Source organism: Clostridium sp. C105KSO13, from assembly GCF_001517425.1.
In the GTDB taxonomy this organism is placed as follows: domain Bacteria; phylum Bacillota; class Clostridia; order Lachnospirales; family Lachnospiraceae; genus Muricomes.
This window is the reverse complement of the sequence record NZ_FBWL01000164.1, coordinates 34,474-57,786: the sequence shown is the minus strand read 5'-3', so window position 1 is coordinate 57,786 and position 23,313 is coordinate 34,474. Positions and strand designations below refer to the sequence as shown.

Annotated in this window: 22 protein-coding genes and 1 other annotated feature; of the genes, 19 read left to right on the top strand and 3 right to left on the bottom strand. The window is 40.9% G+C overall.

Going from position 1 to position 23,313, the window contains the following annotated elements:
• Positions 1-37 precede the first annotated feature (37 nt).
• The 9 genes from gnpA to BN3456_RS08420 all read left to right on the top strand — a co-directional run bounded on the left by gnpA (position 38) and on the right by BN3456_RS08420 (position 13,793).
• The gene (gene gnpA, locus BN3456_RS08460) at positions 38-2,188 is read left to right on the top strand and encodes a 1,3-beta-galactosyl-N-acetylhexosamine phosphorylase (protein WP_089983703.1); all 2,151 of its coding nucleotides are present in this window, start codon (positions 38-40) and stop codon (positions 2,186-2,188) included.
• Between the two features lie 14 nt (positions 2,189-2,202).
• On the top strand, positions 2,203-3,558 hold the full coding sequence (locus BN3456_RS08455) for a GH1 family beta-glucosidase (RefSeq protein WP_089983702.1): 1,356 nt from the start codon (positions 2,203-2,205) through the stop codon (positions 3,556-3,558).
• A complete protein-coding gene (locus tag BN3456_RS08450) occupies positions 3,518-4,732 on the top strand; it encodes a serine hydrolase domain-containing protein (RefSeq protein WP_089983701.1) in 1,215 nt (404 codons plus the stop codon). Before BN3456_RS08455 ends, BN3456_RS08450 begins: the two co-directional genes overlap by 41 nt.
• Positions 4,733-4,919: 187 nt before the next feature.
• Entirely contained in the window at positions 4,920-6,446 is a 1,527-nt protein-coding gene (locus BN3456_RS08445; RefSeq protein WP_089983700.1) for a response regulator transcription factor, read from the top strand.
• Positions 6,428-8,254, top strand: a complete 1,827-nt coding sequence (locus BN3456_RS08440; protein WP_089983699.1) for a cache domain-containing sensor histidine kinase — start codon at positions 6,428-6,430, stop codon at positions 8,252-8,254. The genes BN3456_RS08445 and BN3456_RS08440 overlap by 19 nt, the downstream gene beginning before the upstream one ends.
• Before the next feature lie 38 nt (positions 8,255-8,292).
• Positions 8,293-9,648, top strand: a complete 1,356-nt coding sequence (locus tag BN3456_RS08435) for an ABC transporter substrate-binding protein (protein WP_176699147.1) — start codon at positions 8,293-8,295, stop codon at positions 9,646-9,648.
• A gap of 30 nt (positions 9,649-9,678) precedes the next feature.
• Positions 9,679-10,644 carry a carbohydrate ABC transporter permease gene (locus tag BN3456_RS08430; protein WP_242862842.1) on the top strand — a complete coding sequence of 322 codons (966 nt, stop codon included), beginning with the start codon at positions 9,679-9,681 and terminating at the stop codon, positions 10,642-10,644.
• A gap of 2 nt (positions 10,645-10,646) precedes the next feature.
• Complete coding sequence (locus BN3456_RS08425) at positions 10,647-11,462, top strand: carbohydrate ABC transporter permease (RefSeq protein WP_089983697.1); 816 nt, start codon at positions 10,647-10,649, stop codon at positions 11,460-11,462.
• A 57-nt stretch (positions 11,463-11,519) separates the two neighbouring features.
• Positions 11,520-13,793, top strand: coding sequence for a beta-galactosidase (locus BN3456_RS08420; RefSeq protein WP_089983696.1), 2,274 nt, complete (start codon positions 11,520-11,522; stop codon positions 13,791-13,793).
• A gap of 127 nt (positions 13,794-13,920) precedes the next feature.
• Here BN3456_RS08420 and BN3456_RS08415 read toward each other — a convergent pair whose 3' ends face one another.
• Genes BN3456_RS08415 through BN3456_RS15900 form a run of 3 tightly spaced genes read right to left on the bottom strand, consistent with a single transcriptional unit; the run spans position 13,921 to position 15,458 of the window.
• On the bottom strand, positions 13,921-14,637 hold the full coding sequence (locus tag BN3456_RS08415; protein WP_176699146.1) for an OmpA/MotB family protein: 717 nt from the start codon (positions 14,635-14,637) through the stop codon (positions 13,921-13,923).
• A 13-nt stretch (positions 14,638-14,650) separates the two neighbouring features.
• Positions 14,651-15,343, bottom strand: coding sequence for a motility protein A (locus BN3456_RS08410; RefSeq protein WP_176699145.1), 693 nt, complete (start codon positions 15,341-15,343; stop codon positions 14,651-14,653).
• A complete protein-coding gene (locus tag BN3456_RS15900) occupies positions 15,297-15,458 on the bottom strand; it encodes a hypothetical protein (protein ID WP_176699144.1) in 162 nt (53 codons plus the stop codon). Before BN3456_RS15900 ends, BN3456_RS08410 begins: the two co-directional genes overlap by 47 nt.
• A 240-nt stretch (positions 15,459-15,698) precedes the next feature.
• Here BN3456_RS15900 and rpmG point away from each other — a divergent pair, with 240 nt between their 5' ends.
• The 10 genes from rpmG (at position 15,699) to araD (ending at position 23,272) form a co-directional block, all read left to right on the top strand.
• Complete coding sequence (gene rpmG, locus BN3456_RS08405) at positions 15,699-15,848, top strand: 50S ribosomal protein L33 (RefSeq protein WP_089983693.1); 150 nt, start codon at positions 15,699-15,701, stop codon at positions 15,846-15,848.
• Between the two features lie 22 nt (positions 15,849-15,870).
• On the top strand, positions 15,871-16,071 hold the full coding sequence (gene secE, locus BN3456_RS08400) for a preprotein translocase subunit SecE (RefSeq protein ID WP_089983692.1): 201 nt from the start codon (positions 15,871-15,873) through the stop codon (positions 16,069-16,071).
• Between the two features lie 25 nt (positions 16,072-16,096).
• Positions 16,097-16,615 (top strand): transcription termination/antitermination protein NusG, encoded by a 519-nt coding sequence (gene nusG / locus BN3456_RS08395; RefSeq protein ID WP_089983691.1) that lies wholly within the window; start codon positions 16,097-16,099, stop codon positions 16,613-16,615.
• A 54-nt stretch (positions 16,616-16,669) separates the two neighbouring features.
• Positions 16,670-17,095 carry a 50S ribosomal protein L11 gene (gene rplK / locus BN3456_RS08390; RefSeq protein ID WP_089983690.1) on the top strand — a complete coding sequence of 142 codons (426 nt, stop codon included), beginning with the start codon at positions 16,670-16,672 and terminating at the stop codon, positions 17,093-17,095.
• A gap of 111 nt (positions 17,096-17,206) precedes the next feature.
• Positions 17,207-17,899: a 50S ribosomal protein L1 gene (gene rplA / locus BN3456_RS08385; RefSeq protein ID WP_089983689.1), complete on the top strand. Its 693-nt coding sequence runs from the start codon at positions 17,207-17,209 to the stop codon at positions 17,897-17,899.
• Between the two features lie 138 nt (positions 17,900-18,037).
• Positions 18,038-18,172: a sequence feature (ribosomal protein L10 leader region), on the top strand.
• A gap of 36 nt (positions 18,173-18,208) precedes the next feature.
• Complete coding sequence (rplJ, locus tag BN3456_RS08380) at positions 18,209-18,778, top strand: 50S ribosomal protein L10 (protein WP_089983736.1); 570 nt, start codon at positions 18,209-18,211, stop codon at positions 18,776-18,778.
• A gap of 110 nt (positions 18,779-18,888) precedes the next feature.
• Entirely contained in the window at positions 18,889-19,254 is a 366-nt protein-coding gene (gene rplL, locus BN3456_RS08375) for a 50S ribosomal protein L7/L12 (RefSeq protein WP_176699153.1), read from the top strand.
• A 190-nt stretch (positions 19,255-19,444) separates the two neighbouring features.
• On the top strand, positions 19,445-20,869 hold the full coding sequence (gene pyk, locus BN3456_RS08370; protein ID WP_089983687.1) for a pyruvate kinase: 1,425 nt from the start codon (positions 19,445-19,447) through the stop codon (positions 20,867-20,869).
• A gap of 45 nt (positions 20,870-20,914) precedes the next feature.
• Positions 20,915-22,519, top strand: coding sequence for a xylulokinase (locus tag BN3456_RS08365; RefSeq protein ID WP_089983686.1), 1,605 nt, complete (start codon positions 20,915-20,917; stop codon positions 22,517-22,519).
• Positions 22,520-22,585: 66 nt separating this feature from the next.
• Positions 22,586-23,272, top strand: a complete 687-nt coding sequence (araD, locus tag BN3456_RS08360; protein ID WP_089983685.1) for an L-ribulose-5-phosphate 4-epimerase — start codon at positions 22,586-22,588, stop codon at positions 23,270-23,272.
• Positions 23,273-23,313 lie beyond the last annotated feature (41 nt).

The following is a 23,313-nucleotide window of genomic DNA, read 5'->3' as shown; positions in this document are numbered from 1 at the left end:
TGAAGATAAATTAGTTTAATACAAGCGGAGGAAAACGATGAGTGAATTAAAAGGTGGCTTTACTCTGCCGGGTGAAGCAGGATACGAACAGTTGACATTAAAAATGGCAGAAAAGTGGGGGGCAGATGTCATTCGTGACAGTGATGGAACAGAGCTATCGCCTGAAATTCTAGATGCCGGGTATGGTATTTATAGTACCATATGTATTATTAGAGATCATAATGAATGGGCAAAAAAAAATATGGATAAGCTGCAGCAGACGTTTCTTATGACCAGACCGGTCATGGCAGAAGCTGACAAGCTAAATATCGCAGTGATGAAAGATTATTTTGAGGAACAGTTCGAAGTGAATAGTTCTAATGAAGCAATGGCCTACTGGCAGGTATTTGATCGTACTACAGATACTTTATTATCTACAGACGCGTGGGAATATGATGAAGAAACCAAAACAGTAACAATCATCAGCACAGTACCATTCCATACATATACTGTTAGTTTTCTGGGGTATCGCATATGGGAAGAAATTTCCATGTACAATCATGTGACCAATAACTGGGATAAAGAGCATTTGCTGCAGATTGAGCCAAGATATCCTGAGGTACAGCAGTTCATGCTGAACTGGATGGAAAAGTGGTGCAAAGAGCATCCCCATACAACAGTAGTTCGTTTTACTTCTCTTTTCTATAATTTTGTGTGGTTATGGGGAAGTAATGACCGTAACCGTAACCTTTACTCGGATTGGGGGGCTTATGATTTCACAGTCAGCCCTCTGGCATTGAAAGAATTTGAGGAGGAATATGGGTATGCGCTTACCGCTGAAGATTTTATTAATCAAGGTAAACTTCATGTATCTCATATGCCTCCCACATCTCAAAAAAGAGATTGGATGAATTTTATCAATAAGTTCGTTATCGGATTTGCAAAGAAGCTGATTGATATTACACATCACTACAATAAAAAGGCTTATGTATTTTATGACGACAGCTGGGTAGGTCTTGAACCATATAAAGAAACATTCAGCCAGTTTGGATTTGATGGGTTAATTAAATGTGTATTTTCTGGGTATGAAGCACGTTTGTGTGCCGGTGCAGATGTGCCTATCCATGAATTAAGGCTTCATCCGTACCTGTTCCCTGTCGGACTGGGTGGAATGCCTACGTTTATGGAAGGCGGAGACCCTACCACAGATGCAAAAAAATATTGGAACAGTGTAAGACGAGCTCTGCTTCGTGCTCCAATTCAGAGAATCGGTTTGGGAGGGTACCTTCATTTAACAGAAGATTATCCGGATTTTCAGGACTATATTGAGCAAATTTCAGATGAATTCCGCAGAATGCAGGAGTATCACAAATGTGGAAAGCCATATATCTTAAAGCCCAGGGTTGCTGTACTTCATGAATGGGGAAAATTACGATCATGGACTCTGTCAGGACATTTTCATGAAACATATATGCATGATCTGATTCATGTTATCGAAGCATTAGCAGGTCTTCCTCTGGATGTAGACTTTATTAATTTTGAAGATATTAAGGAAGGCTGCCTGAATCAATATGATGTTATAATTAATGCTGGTAAGGCGGGAACGGCATGGAGCGGCGGAGACTCGTGGAAAAATGCGGAAGTTATTACCAGATTAAATCAGTGGGTTTTTGAAGGCGGTGCTTTTATTGGTATTGAGGAACCTTCAGCAGTGGAAGGGTTTGATAAATATTTCCGGATGGCAGAGGTTCTTGGAGTGGATGAAAACATTCCTTCAAGAGTATGCCATGGTAAATGGGAGTTTACAAAAACAGAAATACAGAATTTACTGCCCAAAGGCTGTACAATCCCTAAACATGCAGATGTTTCGCTGACAGACGGGAGGGCAAAAGTAATTTTGGAAGAAGAGGGTTCTCCAAAACTGGCAGTGAATGATTTCGGGACAGGACGCGGAATTTATTTAAGTGGATTTTCATACTCATTGGAAAATACCAGACTGCTGTTAAATTTGATTTTGTTTGGTACAAAAAATGAAGACAGGAAATACATCACCGATAATGCGAATACTGAATGCGCTTATTATCCTGCAGCCAAGAAACTTGTCGTTATAAATAACAGTGACAGTGAACAGCATACGGTTGTAGAAACGGATAATGGTCCGGCATCATTTAGCATAGAAGCATATGGACAGGTATCAGTAGATTTGTAAAGGAGAGTTGTATCATGAAGAAATTTTCAGAAGGATTTGTATGGGGAACTTCCACTGCTGCCTATCAGATTGAAGGCGGATGCAGGGAAGACAAAAAAGGCGAAAGCATTTGGGACCGGTTCACTCATATTCCAGGAAATATTAAAAATGGGGATACTGGCGATGAGGCATGTGACAGTTATCACCGTCCTAAAGAGGATGCACAGTTATCTTCAGATCTTGGGGCTGGTGGGTATCGGTTTTCCATATCATGGTCCCGCGTAATGCCTGATGGTTATGGTGAGATAAATGAGGCCGGAATGCGGTATTATGAAATACTGATTGATGAACTTCTGAAACAAGGGGTGGAACCTTATGTTACCCTGTATCACTGGGATCTGCCCCAGAAACTTCAGGATGAAGGCGGATGGGCGAACAGAAAGACAGCAGAATATTTCCGGGATTTTGCAGAAGTTATGTTTCAGCGATTTAAAGGAAAGGTAATACATTGGACTACCTTAAATGAACCCTGGGTGGTGTCTTTTGTAGGAAATTATACCGGGGACATGGCTCCTGGAATACGTGATTTTTCAACAGCACTTAGTGTAGCTCACACTCTCCTTTTGGGACACGGCATGGTGGTTCGTTTGTTCCGCGAAATGAAACTGGAGGGAGAAATCGGAATTACCCTGAATTTAAGCCCTAAAGCACCTCTAACGGAAAAAGCTGAAGATGCAGAAGCAGCAATCCGCTGTGATGGGTATATGAACCGCTGGTTTTTAGAGCCGGTGTTTAATGGGAAATATCCCAAGGACATGTTAGCGTGGTATACAAAGAAAGGCGTTATAATGCCGGATATTCAAAAGGGAGATATGGTGAAAATTGGTGAACCTGTAGATTTCCTTGGTATTAATTATTATAATATTGACTATACAGTAAACGATTCATCCATCTGGCCTATTGAATTAAAGACTGGATTATCTGGTGGATATCCGGTAACGTACTACAATATGCCTATTACTCCTGTGGGGATTTATGCGTTATTAATGAGAATCAATCAGGATTATTCACCGGCTAAAATCTATATCTCGGAAAACGGTGCCAGTTTTCAGGATATTCCAGATGTAAATGGGGAAATTTTCGATGAGTATAGGATTGATTACATATACCGCCACCTGAATCAATGCTGGAGAGCGGTGCAGGATAGTGTGCCTTTAAGGGGGTATTTTGTATGGTCCCTGATGGACAATTTTGAATGGAATACAGGATATGCTAACCAATTTGGACTGGTATATGTTAATCGGAAAACATTAAAGCGGACAAAGAAAAAGAGTTTTGAGTGGTATCGTAATGTCATTCAAAACAATGGAATCGATGGAAGAGGAAACTAAGGTGGAAGAAAGGGTAAAACAGGACTTAGATAAACGAATTACAGAGGAAATCAGAAAAGGCCATATACCGGGGGTACTTGGAGGTGCATGCGTGGATGGAAAGGAGACAGATTATTTTTCCTATGGAAAAGCAAATATCAGTACGGGAATGGAACTGAGAAGAAACACAATTTTTCGTCTGTTTTCCATGAGCAAACCGGTATGTGCGGTGGCGGCATGGATACTGATCGAACGTGGTGATCTTGATTTGGAGGATCCCGTCGGTAAATATCTTCCTGAGTATAAAAAAATGAATTGTCTGAAGGCTGGACATATTGTTCCTGCGAAGGAGTCTGTTCAGATTCATCATTTACTGAATATGACTGCCGGACTTGCGTATAACGATGAAGATACTATAGGGCAGGAAACCGAGAAAATATTTGCGCAGATACATAGGGCAATAGAAGCCGGGGAAATGATGAGAACACGCGAAGTGGTAAAAAATCTAGCAGAAGTCCCTCTTTCTTTTGATCCGGGTGAGCAGTGGAGATACGGGCTTTGTGCGGATGTTCTTGGAGCTGTTATTGAAGTGGTATCCGGCAGTAGTCTGGGAGATTTCTATCAGAAGGAAATTTTTATGCCCCTTGGGATGAGTGATACCGGATTTTATGTACCCAAAGAAAAACAGAATCGTTTTGCCCCTTTATACAAAAGAATACCGAGTGATTCAGGTGATAACAGTGCACTGATATGTGATAGTGAATATCATCTTGGCCTGGGCGGCTTTTTATCAAAACCTGCATTTGAATCAGCAGGTGCAGGTCTGGTATCCACTTATCAGGATTATATGGGGTTTGCACAAATGCTCGCCAATGGAGGCGTGTTTGATCATACAAGGATTTTATCTCCGGACACTGTTAAACAATTTACCCGGAATCAGCTGACGGCGAAGCAGACAGAGAGCATTTACTTTCAGCATATGAAGGGCTATGGATATGGCAATTTGATGCGTGTTTATCTGGATAAAGAGGAAGCATTGGTTCCCGGAAGTGAAAATTCCTTTGGCTGGGATGGATGGTGTGGTCCGTATATGGCTGTGAATATGGAGCAGAAGAAATCTATTGTGTTTTTTATTCAGGTGTCAGCATATGCAGACTGGGATTTAAATGTACAGATAATAGAAGCTCTGCTTTGACGGACGTAGTAATACAATTATATATATGGTAAAAGCTTGTTCAAAGGCCTGAGTATAGGTATGCTGAACAGGCTTTTTCCTTTATAGGGATATCTATGGAATGTGAACAAAAACTATAGAATTTTCAGGGAAAGCTTAATGCTTAATGTGTTATTTTATAGATATAGAATGTTAAGGAGGGAATGTCATGATAAAAATATTGTTAGTGGATGACGAGGTACTGGCGATGGAGTATATCCAGCATATGTATAACTGGGAAGAGCATGGTTTTTGTATTGTGGGTTGTGCATCCAGCGGCAAAAAAGCGCTGGAATTATATGAAGTGCACCGCCCTCAGGTTGTTATATCTGACATAAAAATGATTGGAATGGATGGTCTGGAATTGGCGATGCGGTTAAAGAAAACCAACCCTAATATTATTGTCATACTCTTATCTGCTTATAAGGATTTCGATTACGCGAAACAGGGCATACAATATGGCGTGGACAGCTATCTAGTAAAGCATGAACTGGATGAAACTGTGCTTGTGCAGGAATTAAAAAAAGTGAAGGGACTCCTGATTAAAAATGACAAAAAGGAGAAAATTTATCAGAAATACTTCATGAATCAACTAATTTATAATGCGGATATAGATACGCTGGATCGATCCAATCTCAGTAATCGAGTCTTTCTGATTATGCTTCACCGTAATTATTCCTTTGAGAAAGGTGCATTTAGGGAGTTGCCGTTAAATGTGGATGAAATGGAGCCGGTGCATAGGGTTATTGAGGATACTTTAGATCAAACTATTTTTTATGTTGCAGATGTTAAGATAACTTCAAATAACTGGATAGTTTTGTACAGAATTGAAAATGAGGTAAGCAAGTATAAAGTAAATACATTGATCGAAGAAAAAAGTAAGCGGATTTGCGATACATTGAAAAAAAATGCAGGCAGTGGGATAAATATTCTTTACAGCCACGAGATCAAGCTGGATGAAATCAGTACTGTATTTCGAAAAATGTCCAGGCAAATTAGAAAAAGCATGTTTTGGAAACGGGATAAGGTTTATTCATTGTACAGACTAAACGAGATTACAACAGAAGAAATGGTAGTGTTTACAGAAGAGATTTCTGAACTAGAAAGGACTGTATATAAAGAAAACCAAGAGTGTGAACATATGATACGCTATCTGTTTGAAATGGTCAGCGGTCCTGAGGACAAGTTAGAATCTTGTAAGGAATTGATTCAATTACTGGAAAGGACTATAACTGGCATTGAAAAAAGGGAAGGTATTCATCGGAAAATTTATAGGGACAACATTTTTAAAGTACAGGAGATACAAAGTTATTATATTGATTGCTATATAGACGTGCACACAAAGATTCATGAGAATACATCTAAAAAGTATTCTAATATTGTATTGGAGATGATGCGCTTTATCCGAAAAAATTACAAAAAGGAAATGAATCTGGAAATGATGGGTGGCGTATTTCAGATGAATGGTGTTTATCTTGGGCAGGTGTTCAAAAAAGAAGTGGGTGTTACTTTTCTCAAATATCTGACCAATTGCAGAATTGATGAGGCAAAAAGACTGCTGGAAAGCGGAAAGTATAATATCTCAGAAGTAACAGAGGCTGTGGGATATAAAACAAGCCAGTATTTTAGCCAGGTCTTCATGAGAAATGTTGGAATGAAACCTCAGGAGTATAAAAGATGGAACGAAAAAAGGTGAAAAGAAAAAGGCTGAAAAAAAGGCTGCTAATCAGCATAGCATTTGTATTGCTTGTATCTATGATTATCAGTACCGCTGTTAGTTATCTGTATTTTTCAAAGGTAGTCCAGACACAAGTTATTTCTGATGAACGGGCAAATCTGCGACAGATTTCTAATCAAATTGAATTTTTGACAGAGGATATTCAAAATTTTTCCAAAAGTATCATTGTTGATGATGATATTCAGAGTTCACTGCATTCAATGGATTATGAATCTACGTATGATGGAGTAGTTTTTGAAGATGACATGGCAAAGCGTCTGGTTTTTTATAACAGTCTGCGGACATATATATGGAGTTCCTATATTCGGATTGAAGACGGCACTTTTTATGGAGGGGTAGCACCTCAGTCCTCCCGTCATTTAGAAAAAAAGTATTCAGCTGCAGAAATGCAGGCGTATCACAGTCACCCCAGATGGGTATATTCTGATCCATATTTGGGGCAAGATTCAATAAAGCCTGGGTATGTGATATGTTTTCGTGCGGATATGATGGATGTAAATTCTTTTGGAAGAAAACAGGGAACTCTTTATCTTGAAATTTATTTAAAGTATTTTGTAGATCAGATTGAAAGCTATGCTCAGGATTCGGAAAATATCTGTTTGTCGGGAAATAATAATAAAATCATATATAAAAAACAGGAAACTGATCAAGAAAAGGATATATTTAAAGAAGTTATAAAAGGACTGGATGCAGGTACATACAAAACGAAACATGGTTATCTAATCTGTGAAGATATTCCCGAAACGGGATGGGAGATAAGTACGATAGTGACAAAGCAGAATCTATGGGAGAGAAGCAGATTTGTGCTGGCCTTTTTTATACTCTCCTATGCAATTTCAACAACACTTATTTTAGTAATTACATCCCGGCTTATGACAAACATTATCCGGCCCATCACAAGGCTGTCAAAACAAATGGAAAACATGGACTATCAGACGTTATGTATGACCGATATGGGAGATATGATTCGCACTAATGACGAGATACAGACATTATATGAATGTTGCAGTGGTATGCTGGAGGAAATACGCAGAGGTATTTCCTGCAAAAAAGAATATGAAAAGCAAAAAAAGAGTATGGAATTTGATATTATGCTTTCACAGATCAATCCCCATTATTTATATAATGTGCTGAATACTGTCATGTATCTAGGTGCGGCAAAGAAGGAGAATGACATTGTAGAAATTATTAGATCCTTGATCTATACACTGCAGGAAACCATAAATTTAGGGGAAGAAAATTTTGAAACTACAATTGAAAAAGAGTTGGAACTGACAACATGTTATCTGAATATACAAAAGTATCGTTACCCAGACAAGTTTTCTGTAAATATTCATTGTCAGGAAGAACTTAAAGACTGTCTGGTGCCAAAAACGGTCATACAGCCACTCGTAGAAAATGCACTTTTGCATGGGATCATACCTTCTGAGTGTAAAGGGATAATTGAAGTCTGTATAGAGAAAAACGGAGATTTTATCTGTATATCTGTTCTGGATGACGGGATTGGAGTTACAGAAATGCAGGTAAAATGTTTTGAGCGTGGAAACGATATGATACAGGAAAACAGCCAGAGAAGGCACCTTGGCATTCGCAATATAAGAGAGCGTATTCAGTATTTATATGGTGAGCCTTATGGTATGCGGATCAGAAGAAGAGAACCCTCAGGTACATTGATAGAAATCCATTTACCGGTAAAATTTTATCGAAAATATAAAATGAAAACAAAATCTACGGATTGTCCCATCGACCCTGCAGGATACCAATGATAACCTATACTTATATCAAAGGAAGGGAGAAACAAGATATGAAAAAGCGGTTAAACACAATAGTTGCATTAACACTTTCGCTTGCTATGATTTCCGTCAGCCTAGTGGGGTGCCAGAGCTCCAGTAAGAATGAAGAATCTGAAGAAAAAGAAAACGAAGAGACTACGGAAGATTACAGCCAGCCTCTGCCAGAAGACTATGAGGGAACTATTTCAATGTGGGGGTGGGACGATCCGTATTTTAATGCTGTGACGAAAGCATTTAATGAAAAGTATCCTAATGTAAAGTTCGAATATACACCTATGGCAAATGGTGATTCTCTACAGAAGTATCAGACTGCATTAGCAACCGGTACAGATCTGCCGGATGTTGCCTGGGCTATCATTGACTCAAGAGCAAAAGTCTTTGAACTTGATATGTGGGAAGATTTATCTGCGGCTCCGTATAATTTTAACATTGATGAAGTATATGATGTAGTACATGAAAGAATGGTCAATTCCAAAGGTGCAGTATGCGGTATTGAACAGTGTTTGACACCTGCAGGTATGGCATATAGAAAAGATTTGGCACTGGAGTATTTAGGTACAGACGATCCACAGGAACTGGAAAAATTGCTGCCTGACTGGGAGACATTTGTCCAGGTGGGTAAAGATGTATATGAAAAAAGTGGCGGAACCGTTTATATGTGGCCGGGTATAGCAGATGCGCAGCAGTTTATCCGTGAGCAGGGCGCAAAGTCGTGGATTGAAGGTGACACTATTAACGTAACAGATTCACTGCAAAAATCTATAGAATTGGCTTGTAAGTTCCGTGACAATCATATTACAGATAAACTGGAAGCGTGGAGTACGGCTTGGTATGCGTCTTTTGGAGAAGGAAAACATATATTTAACGGATGCGCAACATGGTCAGTACCATTTAACATCGAGCCTAATGATCCAAGCGGAGAAAATGCTGATCACTGGGGGCTGATGAGCGCGCCGGAAGGTAATATTAGCTGGGGCGGTACTTCCATGGGAATTACCAAAACTTGTAAAGATAAAAGGCTGGCATGGGAATTTATTAAATTTGCGACTTTATCTACTGAAGGGGCCGAAGCACTTAACAAAATAAATCTTTTAACATCTGCAAAGAAGCCTTATGAAGAAAATCCGGATCTGCAAAGTTCAAAAAGTGCATGGTTCGGGGATCAGGATCTTGGAAAGTATTACTTTGAAAAAATTATGCCTGATATTAAAACAAGACAAATGAATCCGGATGATAATGTGATTCATGAGACACTGAATCTGATAACCACAGCAATAAACAATGACAGTAGTATGACAGCAGAAGATGCAATGAAGCAATTGAAGGAAGAACTGAAAATGAAGCTTCCAGATTATAAAATAAAATAAACGTTACAAATTGGAGAAGGGCGTTGTTTTATGCGACGCCCTTTTGATATAGATCAACTTATAGAAAGGGCTGACAACATGAAAAAAGCAGATGTAAAAATATTAAGCAAATGGCCAGTTATTTTTCTGGCACCGTATTTTATATTTTATCTAATGTTTTTTATATTCCCCACTATTTATTCCTTTGTAATCAGTTTAACAGACTGGGACAGTATTGCAGGGGAAGCCAATAGATCTTTTGTAGGGTTCGTTAACTATGTACGATTATTTACATCGGACAATTTATTCATAAAGTCACTGGGAAATACGTTTTTATTTATGATTATCTATATTCCTATTCTGATTCTGGGCGGACTTATACTGGCCAATATGTTATACAAATTAAAAAAAACAAGCAGACTGTTTCAAACCATTAATGTACTACCTTATATTACAACACCTGTAGCAATCGGAGTAATATTCTCCTTTCTATTTGACTGGTCTACAGGTATTGTGAACCATGTTCTCATTCAAATGGGGCTGTTAGAAACAGGAATCAACTGGCTGGGGGGAGAGAATACTGCACGGCTGGTAGTTATATTGTTGATAGTATGGAAAAATATGGGATATTATCTGCTGATTTATCTAGCTGGAATGTCCTCTATTCCTGAAGACATATCTGAGGCGGCAGTGGTAGATGGGGCAACAAAGATTCAAGTATTCTGGAATATTACCGTACCATATTTAAAACCAATTACTATATTTTTGGTTTTGACCAGCATCATCAGCGGATTTCAGTTGTTTGATGAGCCGTATCTGTTGTTCAGCAGCATCAACAGCAGCGTAGGGGGACCAGGAAGGGCATGTCTGACAAGTATGATGTATTTCTTTGACCAGACATTTCGAAGTTCTACAAAACTTGGATATGGGGCAGCAGTATCCTATGGAATTTTTACAGTTGTTCTTATTGTAAGTATGATTGTTTCAAAGCTCGTCAATAAAAAGGAGGAGGCTTGATTATGAAAAAGTTTAAGAGTGTTTGGCAGTACATCCCGTTGCTGCTTATCAGCTTTATATCCATTGTGCCGTTTTACTTTATTATATCTATGGCAACTCATTCAACTACAGAAATATACAATGTAGACATTTTCCTTTTTGGAAACCAACTGCTGGAAAATCTGAAGACAATTATATCAGGAGGGTTTCTGAACTATTACTGGAATACGTTTTATACATCTGTGCTTTCAGGAGTATTGTGTATATTGATTAGCGCAATGGCTGCATATGGTTTGACCGTGTATAAATTTAAGAGCAGAAAATTCCTGAAAACATTTATCGTTGCCAGTATGATGATTCCGGGTCAAATAAGTCTGATAGGTTATACCATTGAAATGCGGCAGTTAAATCTGATCAATACGCATCTACCGCTGATTTTGACGTGGGGAGCAAGTGCATATGGAGTTTTCTTTATTTTGCAGTATATGAAGAGTTCTCTTCCTATGGAATTAGTAGAAAGTGCAAGAATTGATGGCTCAGGTGAATTTCGTACTTTCCTTTTTATCTCTGTGCCGATGATTAAACCTGTTGTAGGAACTTTATTCATGCTTATCTTTTTATGGTCCTGGAATAATTTCCTTATGCCCAGTACGGTACTGACACAAAGTGATAAATTTACCATTCCCCTGGGTATACAGTCTTTAACTACAGCCTACACACAGGATTGGGGAGCCAGGGGAGCTGCATTGACTATTTCAGTGCTTCCAATCTTAGTTATTTTTGCTATAGGCTCTAAATACTTTATTAGGGGATTGGCGGCAGGAGCTATAAAAGGATAGTGTAAGCTAAAAATGTAAATATGACCCTCAAATATGAACAGCAGGAGGTATATTGGGATGAACAATAAAATTTCAATAAATGATTATAAAAAGAAGGATATTTATCCTCTGAGAGATGAATTTCAAGGTAATAATCCTAAGGGAGATCAGATTGGTTTTACAAATTATTACATGACAATAAATCAGAAACCGTTTTACGGAATCAGCGGAGAATTTCACTTTTCCAGATGCCATGAGAGTAGATGGGAAGATGAAATCATTAAAATGAAGATGTGTAAAATCAATATAATAGCTACTTATATATTCTGGATTCATCATGAAGAAGAAGAAGGGGTCTTTGATTTTGGCGGATGCAGAAATCTAAGAAAGTTCATTGAGTTATGTGGAAAACATGGCATATATGTAATTATCAGAATAGGTCCCTTTGACCATGGAGAGGTACGTAATGGGGGATTACCTGATTGGATGTATGGAAAACCCTTTGAGGTGAGAAAATTAAGTGAACCATTCTTGTTCTATACAAAAAGGTTCTATGCAAAAATATACGAGCAGATTGAAGGTATGCTGTATAAAGATGGCGGCTGTATTATTGCTGCACAGATAGACAATGAGTATATGCATTCTTCTGCACCATGGGAAATAACTACGGGTATATCCAATGAGTGGGTATTCCGGGGAGATGAAGGAGAACAGTATATGCTGACTCTTCAGCATGAAGCAAAAAAGTGCGGAATTATTACACCCTTTTATACATGTACGGCCTGGGGAGGTGCAATTACACCTTCTTCTATGATGCCTCTGTGGGGAGGATATGCATACCGACCCTGGCTTTTTTATTCGGAAAGGGGAGAGCATCCTACTACAGAAGAATATATATATCAGGATTTTCATCATAATCATGTGATGGCTACCAGTAATTTTGTGCCTTCTTATGAACCGGAGAGCCGGCCTTATGCATGCTGCGAAATGGGAGGAGGAATGACCTGTACATATAATTACAGATTTTCTCTTCCGTTTAAAAGTGTAGATGCAATGTCAAATATAAAAATTGCTTCAGGCTGTAACTTTCTTGGGTACTATGTGTTTCAGGGGGGAACAAATCCAAAAGGAAAACACGGTACTTTTTTGAATGAGTCTCAGGTCCCTAAAATGTCTTATGATTATCAGGCACCGCTGGGCGAGTTCGGGCAGGTGAGAGAGTCCTACAACAGATTAAAAGCAATACATCTTTTCTGTGAAACCTTTAGTGAGGAGCTATGCAGTATGGGAACTGTCCTGCCTGATGGTGCTTCACAAATAGACCCAGAGGACCTGGAAACCCTCAGGTATGCACTGAGAACAAATGGAAAAAGTGGATTTTTATTTATCAACAACTTTCAGGATCATGAGAAGACAATGCCCAAAAAAGATATAAATGTGACGATTCAGACTGCTACAGGAAATATTGACTTCCGCCAGCTCAGTCTTGACGCAGATGAGAATTGTGTACTTCCTTTTCATATGGATATTAACGGTATTGATTTGATTCAGGCAACGGCACAGCCGGTGACTAAAGTTGAGCAAAATGGGAAAGTAACTTATGTATTTTTAAAACCAGAGGGAATGAAAACTGTATTTAAGTTTGAATCAGGGGTAATAACCAATCATAGGGACTGTACCTGGATTTGTGATGAACATAAGGCGGCAGAATTATTTCAGGTTAAAAAAGAAAAGAGAAGTACGGATATTCTTTGTTTGAACAGAGAAATGGCTGATCAGCTGTATGCGCTAAAGGACGGGACACTTGTGTTTGCAAAAGGAGCTGTACTGGAAGATGAACAGGGAGTACGTCTTGAAACAGATACAGATAAAAATGTGTTCTATACATATCCCAGAGGAAATTATCATCCGGTTGAAGGGGTAAAGAAAGGTGATTATAAAGAGGACATTTTTGACATCTGGACAGTAGATATCACCCCAAAAGAACTGGAGGTTCAAGTAACACAAACAGCAGCAGGCAGATATATAGTGACTGTACCACAAAATTTTATGTATGGTCTGAAAGATGTACTTATGCAGATTCAGTATCAGGGAGATATTGGTCATGCCTTTATAGATAGTGATATGATCCATGACAATTTCTGTAATGGGGATATATGGGAAATTGGGTTAAGAACATTTGCTGACAGGTTGAAGGATAACCCTCTGACAATCGTAATTACCCCTCTGAAAGAAGGCGTAAATGTCAATGTAGAGTCAGCCATGGCAGCAAGAATGGAGGAAGTAACGGCATATATAGGAAACTTGGAGAAGGTAAAATTAAGTCCGGTATATGAATTTAAGTTAAAGTAAAATCATATTTACAAGATAGTAAAATTATTAAATAATACAATAGTATAATGGTCTCATAAATTAAGACGCTTTCCCAGACAGATTTCAATACCCTTGTAACTGAAAATAATATCTAGCTAAACTATTTCTAATTTGCCCCATCTGTTATGGTAATCTCCACTCTTCGGTTAGCTGCCCGCCCGTCTTCGGTATCATTGCCGGCTATAGGGTTGTAGTGCGAATTTCCTTCGACAGACATTTTTTCGGGGGCGAGGCCGTTGGATGTCAGAAAATCAAGAATTGTTACTGCCCTGTTCACCGAAAGCTGCCAGGAATCCGCCTCATTTTCCGGGTCGTGGTTTCCCAGGTCCGCCGTGTTTCCTGTAATTGTAAGATGATTTACATTCCCGTACACCTGGGATACAACCTGGCAAACTTTCTTTAACGTCTCTTCGCTGCCCGGCTTTAATACGGTAGAGTCACCCAGAAACAATAATTTATCTTTTAAACGAATGGAAATGGCATGATCCGATTTTACCAGATCAACGTTGTCTTTCAGGTCATTTTGCTTGATATAGCCGTTCAGCTGTTCGTAAATTGTTCCCAGTGGATCCGCATTTTCAAGCGATTTCCCGGTTCCGCTTCCACTTCCTGTACCGGCACCACCCCCTGCAGCTTCCGCAGTATTGTTAAAGGCATCTGAAAGTGCGGTAGATACAGCTTGAACTTTAGATGCATTTTCTGTGCTCATGCCATACATAATGATAAATAAGGCCAGAAGAAGAGTAATCAGATCTGAATATGTAAGAAGCCACCGCTCATTATTTTCTGATTTATCTTCGTCGTCTGTTCTTCTTTTTTTCAAAGTCCTTTTCCTCCTAGTTTTCGATACCTGCTTTATAATGTCTGATACCATCAGGAAACGCCTGATAATACATAGCAAGTTCATTTTCCATGCTTCTAACATTTGTGCCTTTGGACATCATGCACACACCGTCAATAATGATTTCTCTTTGTATCTGGCTCTTCTTAGCATACAGCTTTATCTTATTTGCAATTGGGAGATAGATAATGTTTGCAAAAGAAACTCCATATAATGTAGCGATAAAGGCAGTACTTATTTTGCGCGCCAGCTCGGCAGAATCGCCAAACCCTGCAGCAAGTACCACAACAAGGCTCATAACTGTTCCGATGACTCCCATGGTAGGAGAATACCCTGCGGCTGATTCAAATACGCCTGCTTCTACTGCCTTCTGCCGGGTAAAAGCGTGAAGCTCGGATTCCATGACATACTGAATATCTTCTGTATCCTTTCCGTCCTGGAGCAGAACCAGTCCCTCCTTTAAAAGAAGAAGATCTTCTTTCTGCAAATCAGCCTCCTTTACAATAGAATCCAGAGAAACAATTCCGTTTGTCCTGAAAGTTTTAGATATTCCCAGTATTCTGTCAATAAGCTGTTTGGTACTGCTTGAATTAGGCTGTTTAAAGGTCTGTCCTGCGGTTTTGAATGCCCGCAGGATGTCTTTAAACGGGTAAGATGCTATAGTTGCACCTACTGTACCGCCCACCACTATTAATAAAAGGACTCAGCAGCATCAGGCTGACCAATTTTCCGCCTTCCATAAGAAATCCTGTAATCAAAGCACCAAGGCCTAAAATCATTCCGATAAATAATGAAACTTCCACGTTATCTTACCTCCTCTTAATCATAATTACTATATCGACTTTTTGAAGAAAATTGATAACTGACGAGTAATAAATAATTGATAAATGTTTTTTTACCTGCCATTTCCTTGACTAATGCCATTAAGTTATGGTACAATTCTCTGGCGAATGGAAGTAGGTCTTTTTTTTATGCCTAAATTTTGATGGCTTCGCAACCATCATGTAACATGTAATGAATAAGAAAAAAGCGAGGTGGAAGTTGTGCGCACAAGAATCACATTGGAATGTACAGAATGCAAACATCGTAATTACAACATGACTAAGGATAAGAAAGCTCATCCGGACCGCATGGAGACTAAGAAGTATTGCAGATTCTGTAAATCACACACACTGCACAAGGAAACGAAGTAGCCATTGGAAGGAAGTGGATGTCATGGGTGAGAAAACAGCGAAGACTCAAAAGAAGAGCTGGTTCAAAGGGCTTAAGGCAGAGTTTAGGAAAGTCGTATGGCCGGACAAGAAGACACTGGCAAAGCAGACCACGGCAGTCGTTTCGGTTTCCGTATTATTGGGGGCATTGATTTCTATAATTGATGCAGTACTGAGGTATGGAATTGACCTATTGGTGAGATAATCAACTGTAGCAGAAAGGTGATTTTATGTCAGAGGCAAGATGGTATGTAGTTCATACCTATTCCGGGTATGAGAACAAAGTAAAAGCTAATATTGATAAGGCGATTGAAAACCGTCATCTGGAAGATCAGATTCTGGAAGTCAGGGTTCCTATGCAGGAAGTCATTGAACTGAAAAATGGTGTTCAGAAAGCAAGTCAGAAAAAGATGTTCCCGGGATATGTCATGATTCATATGATTATGAATGATGATACATGGTATGTAGTTCGTAATACCAGAGGGGTGACAGGATTCGTCGGTCCTGGTTCCAAGCCGGTTCCGCTCGAGGACGAAGAGATGGAAGGACTGGGAATCAAGAAGGAGAACGTCGTAATTGATTTTGCAGTGGGCGATACCGTGACTGTATTAAATGGTGCATGGGAAGGTACTGTAGGTGTCATCCAGTCAATGAACGAGCAGAAACAGAGTTTGTCTATCAATGTAGAGCTGTTTGGCCGTGAGACACCGGTTGAACTTAGTTTCGCAGAAGTAAGAAAGATGGATTAAAAACCGTGGGAGGGATTCTTTAGTCCCGCAAGTACCACAAGGAGGTAATTAAAAATGGCAAAAAAAGTACAAGGTTATATCAAATTACAGATTCCGGCTGGCAAGGCAACACCGGCACCACCGGTAGGTCCTGCACTTGGACAGCACGGTGTAAATATCGTTGAATTCACAAAGCAATTCAACGCAAGAACAGCAGATCAGGGAGATCTGATTATTCCTGTGGTTATCACAGTATACAGTGACAGAAGTTTCAGTTTTGTGACAAAGACACCGCCGGCAGCAGTTCTGATTAAAAAGGCCTGCAACCTTAAATCTGGTTCAGGCGTTCCGAATAAGAACAAAGTTGCCACAATTACAAAAGCTCAGCTGGAGGATATCGCAAAAACAAAGATGCCTGACTTAAATGCAGCAACCCTAGAGGCAGCTATGAGCATGGTGGCTGGAACATGCCGTTCCATGGGCGTTACTGTTGAGGAGTAGAGCACTTGGCGAGGTCCTGTCGAGCCTGGTGGATCGCGATGATACACTGAGTGAATTTGAAATAAGTGGGAGGGGCGTTGACCCCGTCAATACCACAAGGAGGTTATTAGAATGAAACGAGGAAAAAAATATATCGAGGCTGCAAAATTAATTGAAAAAGGCAATCTTTATGAGAAAGAAGAAGCAATTGCCCTTGTAAAGAAGACAGCAGCAGCTAAATTTGACGAGACGATTGAAGCTCATATCAGAACCGGATGTGACGGACGTCATGCAGACCAGCAGATTCGTGGTGCGGTTGTACTGCCTCACGGAACAGGAAAGAAAGTTCGTATTCTTGTGTTTGCCAAGGATGCCAAAGCAGAAGAAGCTCAGGCAGCAGGGGCAGACTATATTGGCGGAGAGGAACTGATTCCTAAGATTCAGAACGAAGGATGGTTTGACTTTGATGTTGTAGTTGCCACACCGGATATGATGGGCGTTGTCGGACGTCTCGGACGTGTACTTGGACCAAAAGGCCTGATGCCGAACCCGAAAGCAGGAACAGTTACTATGGATGTAACAAAAGCAATTAATGACATCAAGGCCGGTAAGATCGAGTACAGATTAGATAAATCAAACATTATCCATGTGCCGGTAGGTAAAGCATCTTTTACCGAGGAACAGTTAGCGGACAACTTCCAGACGCTTATCGATGCAATCATCAAAGCAAGACCGTCGGCTGTAAAAGGCCAGTATTTAAGAAGCGTTACACTGACATCTACAATGGGACCAGGTGTAAAACTTAACCCATTAAAGCTTGCGTAAATACTTCCGGGTTGATGAAAAACTAAGATAAATAAAAAAATTGCGGCAGCATTTCTGAAAACAGATATGCTGCCCTTTTTAGGATTTTTAGGATATATTTAAAAAGACGGTTGACAGATAGCCTGACAAGTGTTATTCTAACAAAGCAATTAACTGCCGAAGACAGCAGGTGCCGCAAGGCATAAGTTGAAGACGCCTGCCGAGGAAGATTAAATTCTTAATGTGAATTTTATGTCTCTGTGTCTTTGGATACAGAGACTTTTTATTTTTGGCAGTACACGCAAAATTTATAAGGAGGTGTACCAGAACGTGGCAAAAGTTGAATTAAAACAACCAGTTGTAAATGCAATTTCAGAAGAGATCAAAGATGCCCAGTCAGTCGTTCTCGTTGATCATCGTGGATTGACGGTGTCTCAGGACACAGAACTTCGTAAACAGCTCAGAGAAGCAGGTGTAACTTATAAAGTATATAAGAACACCATGATGAAGAGAGCTTTTGAAGGAACTGAGTTCGAAGGACTTCAGGAGTACCTGGAGGGGCCAAGTGCTATGGCTGTTTCCAAAGATGACGCAACAGCACCCGCAAGAATTCTCTGTAAATTTGCAAAAGATGCAGCAGCACTTGAGTTAAAGGGCGGCGTGGTTGAAGGAAATGTTTATGACATCGCAGGTTTAACAGAGCTTTCCAAGATTCCTTCCAGAGAAGAATTACTTTCCAAATTCCTTGGAAGTATTCAGTCACCAATAACCAATTTTGCTCGTGTCATCAAGCAGATTGCTGAACAGGACGGTGAAGCAGACGCCCAGACTGCTTCTGCAGAAGATACTCCGGCAGCCGAAGGGGCTCCTGCCGAAACAGCAGAGACACCGGCTGAATAATCCGGAAAAAAGGATCCCGGCAAAGTCTGGTTGATTCAAAAAAGAAACTAAACAAAAGGATTTATTTAATCCTGAAATAATTTAAAATGGAGGATAAAAAAATGGCTAAGTTGACAACAGCTGAGATGATTGAAGCAATCAAAGAGTTATCAGTATTAGAGTTAAATGATTTAGTAAAAGCTTGTGAAGAAGAATTTGGTGTATCCGCAGCAGCAGGCGTTGTAGTTGCAGCAGCAGGAGAAGGTGCTGCCGCAGCAGAAGAGAAGGATGAGTTTGATGTAGAGTTAGTAGCTGCAGGCTCTTCTAAGGTTAAAGTAATCAAAGCTGTCCGTGAGATTACAGGACTCGGATTAAAAGAAGCTAAAGATTTAGTTGACGGAGCTCCTAAGCTGGTTAAAGAAGGCGCATCTAAGGCAGAAGCTGAAGAAATCAAAGCTAAACTTGAGGAACAGGGAGCAGAAGTAAATCTGAAATAATTAAGGGCTCTTTCATAAGAAATTATATTAGGACTGTTGCGTGATAACTGGAGTAGTTATGAAGCAGCGGTCCTTTTTTCAATCGAGATGAAGGGAGAACTGTTGATTCACTTGCCGTATGCCGGGAAGGATTGACAATCTGAGCTTTGGGCCCTATAATTTACATATCTGAATGGAAGGATGACATGGTATGCGAAAAACAAAAATTATTTGTACTCTTGGCCCGTCTACGGATAAGGACGGTGTGTTAGAAAAACTGGTTACGGAAGGTATGGATATAGCCAGATTCAACTTTTCACATGGCTTATATGAGGAACAAAAAAAGCGTTTGGATAGCCTGAAAGAAATACGGCAGCGTCTGGACAAGCCGATAGGGGCCTTGCTTGATACGAAAGGACCCGAGATACGGATTGCTACTTTTAAAGTTGGTCCTGTGCAGCTTGCGGAAGGACAGGCATTTCTTTTGACACCCGAAGATGTGGAGGGGACGAAAGACATGGTATCTGTTACTTATAAAGAGCTGTACAAAGATGTAAAGCCCGGGGATACGATTTTAATTGATGACGGACTTGTGGGCCTGCAGGTGGAAGAAATAGAGAATGGCAATGTACACTGCCGTGTTACGAACGGAGGAGAGATATCTGACCATAAAGGGATAAATCTCCCGGGGGTGGAAGTAAATATACCGTTTATCAGTCAGAAAGATAAAGAGGATATCCTGTTTGGAATCCAGGAGGATTTTGATTTTATTGGGGCTTCATTTACACGATGTGCGGAGGATGTAAACGCAATCAGAAAGATTCTGAATGAGAATGGCGGCTCGGGTATTAATATTATTGCAAAGATTGAGAATCAGCAGGGTGTGGACAATATTGACAGTATTATTGAAGCAGCCGATGGAATTATGATAGCCCGAGGGGATATGGGGGTAGAGATACCACTGGAAGAAGTGCCCATTATTCAAAAAGATATTATTCACAAGGTTTATGATGCTGGCAAACAGGTTATTACTGCCACGCAGATGCTGGATTCCATGATTAAGAACCCGCGGCCTACGAGAGCCGAGACTACCGATGTGTCCAATGCTATTTATCAGGGGACCAGCGGAATTATGCTGTCGGGAGAGACTGCAGCGGGTAAATACCCGGTGGAAGCTTTAAAGACTATGGTGAGAATCGCAGTGAGGACAGAGAGTGATATTGACTATGATGAAATTTTCAACCAGCGATGTGGAGAGAGCCGCACAGATATGACAACGGCTATATCCCATGCCACCTGCATGACTGCCCGGGATTTGGGAGCACGGGCAATCATTACAGTGAGTAAGTCCGGGCGCACGGCCCGCATGATTTCCAGATACCGTCCGGCCTGTATGATTGTAGGATGCACACCGGATGAGCATACTTACCGCCAGATGAATATGTCATGGGGAGTACAGCCTGTGATGATCAGGGAAGAGTACAGTATGGAAATTTTATTTTTGCATGCCACAGAAGCAGCAGAGAAAATGGGATATGTACAAAATGGCGAGGTGGTAGTTCTGACCGCCGGGGTGCCTCTTGGCAAGTCCGGCAATACAAATTTGTTAAAATCTACAGTAGTGGGAACCTATTAGTAAAAGCAGTTCGAATACTAAACATTTAAAGTGGAGGGAAAAGAGATGAGCAGTCTAAGCAGCATAAAGAATGATATTGTAGAAGGACGTACAACACTTGGTATTGAATTGGGATCGACACGGATTAAGTCTGTATTGATAGGCGCGGACTTTGCTCCCATAGCATCAGGCAGCCATGAATGGGAGAACAGCTATGACAACGGCATTTGGACATATAATCTGGAGGATGTCCGCGAAGGGCTTCAGAACAGCTACCACAATATGGCGGATGATGTAAAAGAAAAATATGGCGTTTCTCTCAAGAGACCGAAGGCTATCGGATTCAGCGCAATGATGCATGGATATCTGGTATTTGACAAGACGGAGAGACTGCTTGTACCTTTCCGCACATGGAGAAATACAATTACAGGGGAAGCGGCAGGAGTACTGACAGAATTATTTCAATATAATGTGCCTCAGAGATGGAGTATCGCTCATCTGTACCAGGCGATTTTGAATGGGGAAGAACATGTTGGAGACGTGGATTTTCTGACTACATTATCGGGATATGTCCACTGGCAGCTGACAGGCCGGAAGGTCCTGGGCATTGGCGATGCATCGGGAATGTTTCCTATTGACACTGAAAAGAAAGACTTCAATGGGAGAATGCTGAAGCTGTTCGACGAGCTTGTCTCGGAGAAAGGATATTCATGGAAGATTAAAGACCTGCTTCCTACAGTACTGACCGCAGGAGAAGATGCCGGCTGTCTTACGGAGGAAGGCGCAAGACTGCTGGACCCTTCAGGGGACCTGGAAGCAGGAATCCCTGTCTGCCCTCCTGAAGGAGATGCGGGAACCGGAATGGCAGCTACCAACAGTGTGGCAGTCAGGACAGGAAATGTATCCGCAGGCACTTCAATATTTGCCATGATTGTGCTAGAGAAAGAACTCTCAAAAGTTTATACAGAGATTGATTTGGTGACAACCCCTTCTGGTGAATTGGTTGCCATGGCCCATGCCAACAACTGCACATCAGACCTAAATGCCTGGGTGGGACTGTTCAAAGAATTTGTCGAGACATTTGGTATGAAGGTGGATATGAATCAGCTGTTCTCTGTATTATATAACAAGGCATTGGAGGGAGATGCCGAGTGCGGAGGGCTTTTGTCTTACGGCTATTATTCCGGTGAAAATATGCTGCATTTGGACGAGGGTCGCCCGCTGTTTGTCCGTACTCCCGACAGTAAACTCAATCTTGCCAATTTTATGAGAGCGCATCTGTTTGGCGCGTTGGGCGCACTGAAGGTTGGTATGGATATACTGACAAAGGATGAACATATTCAGATCGATAAAATACTTGGACACGGCGGCCTGTTTAAGACCAAAGGTGTGGGCCAGAGGCTTATGGCCGCTGCGATGAATGCTCCCGTATCTGTTATGGAGACTGCCGGAGAAGGAGGCGCATGGGGAATCGCCCTGCTTGCAGCCTACATGGCACAAAAGGAAGAAGGAGAGACGCTGGCACACTATCTGTCTGAAAAGGTATTTGGCGGAAATGAGGGAAGCTCCATAGAGCCGGATACAAAAGATGTGGAAGGCTTCGAGACATTTATTACCCGGTTTAAAGAAGGTATGGCAATTGAGCGCTGCGCGGTGGAAAATCTGCATTAAAAAGTGAGATAATGGTTCAGAAAACGGACTGCAAAGGGGTCTGCCCCCTTTAAAAAGGAGAAAAATATGCTGGAACAGTTAAAGAAGGAAGTATTTGAAGCGAATATGCTGCTGCCCAAACATGGACTGGTCACATTTACATGGGGGAATGTCAGCGGTATTGACAGAGAAGCGGAACTTTTTGTAATCAAGCCCAGCGGCGTAGAGTATGATAAGCTCACGCCGGGGGATATGGTAGTTATGGATCTGGAGGGGAATAAGGTGGAAGGAAATTATAATCCATCCTCTGATACTCCCACGCACCTGGAGCTGTATAAAGCATTCCCTGATATAGGAGGAATCGTACATACTCATTCTGAGTGGGCAACGAGCTGGGCTCAGGCAGGAAGAGGAATTCCGTGCTATGGAACTACACACGCTGATTATATGTACGGAGAGATTCCGTGTGTCAGGAATCTGACAAAAGAAGAAATCAATGAAGCATACGAGAAAAATACAGGTGTATTGATTGTAGACTGCTTCAAAGATAAAGACTACGTTTCCATGCCGGCAGTGCTCTGTAAGAACCACGGGCCTTTTACCTGGGGAACGGATGCACACAATGCAGTGCACAATGCAGTGGTTCTGGAAGAAGTGGCGAAAATGGCGGCCAGATGCGAGTGGATAAACCAGCAGGTTCAGCCGGCTCCACAGGAACTGCAGGATAAGCACTACTACAGGAAACATGGGGCGGACGCCTATTATGGGCAATAAATATTGAGAATATTCAGAAAACGGACTGCAAAAGGGACTGA

Coding starts and splice junctions, on each gene's coding strand:
- BN3456_RS08445 (WP_089983700.1), top strand. CDS start 4,920: ATGATAAAAATATTGTTAGTGGATGACGAGGTACTGGCGATGGAGTAT.
- BN3456_RS08455 (WP_089983702.1), top strand. CDS start 2,203: ATGAAGAAATTTTCAGAAGGATTTGTATGGGGAACTTCCACTGCTGCC.
- pyk (WP_089983687.1), top strand. CDS start 19,445: ATGCGAAAAACAAAAATTATTTGTACTCTTGGCCCGTCTACGGATAAG.
- BN3456_RS08450 (WP_089983701.1), top strand. CDS start 3,518: ATGTCATTCAAAACAATGGAATCGATGGAAGAGGAAACTAAGGTGGAA.
- BN3456_RS08425 (WP_089983697.1), top strand. CDS start 10,647: ATGAAAAAGTTTAAGAGTGTTTGGCAGTACATCCCGTTGCTGCTTATC.
- BN3456_RS08430 (WP_242862842.1), top strand. CDS start 9,679: ATGCGACGCCCTTTTGATATAGATCAACTTATAGAAAGGGCTGACAAC.
- araD (WP_089983685.1), top strand. CDS start 22,586: ATGCTGGAACAGTTAAAGAAGGAAGTATTTGAAGCGAATATGCTGCTG.
- BN3456_RS08440 (WP_089983699.1), top strand. CDS start 6,428: ATGGAACGAAAAAAGGTGAAAAGAAAAAGGCTGAAAAAAAGGCTGCTA.
- rplA (WP_089983689.1), top strand. CDS start 17,207: ATGAAACGAGGAAAAAAATATATCGAGGCTGCAAAATTAATTGAAAAA.
- BN3456_RS08365 (WP_089983686.1), top strand. CDS start 20,915: ATGAGCAGTCTAAGCAGCATAAAGAATGATATTGTAGAAGGACGTACA.
- nusG (WP_089983691.1), top strand. CDS start 16,097: ATGTCAGAGGCAAGATGGTATGTAGTTCATACCTATTCCGGGTATGAG.
- gnpA (WP_089983703.1), top strand. CDS start 38: ATGAGTGAATTAAAAGGTGGCTTTACTCTGCCGGGTGAAGCAGGATAC.
- BN3456_RS08435 (WP_176699147.1), top strand. CDS start 8,293: ATGAAAAAGCGGTTAAACACAATAGTTGCATTAACACTTTCGCTTGCT.
- rplK (WP_089983690.1), top strand. CDS start 16,670: ATGGCAAAAAAAGTACAAGGTTATATCAAATTACAGATTCCGGCTGGC.
- secE (WP_089983692.1), top strand. CDS start 15,871: ATGGGTGAGAAAACAGCGAAGACTCAAAAGAAGAGCTGGTTCAAAGGG.
- BN3456_RS08420 (WP_089983696.1), top strand. CDS start 11,520: ATGAACAATAAAATTTCAATAAATGATTATAAAAAGAAGGATATTTAT.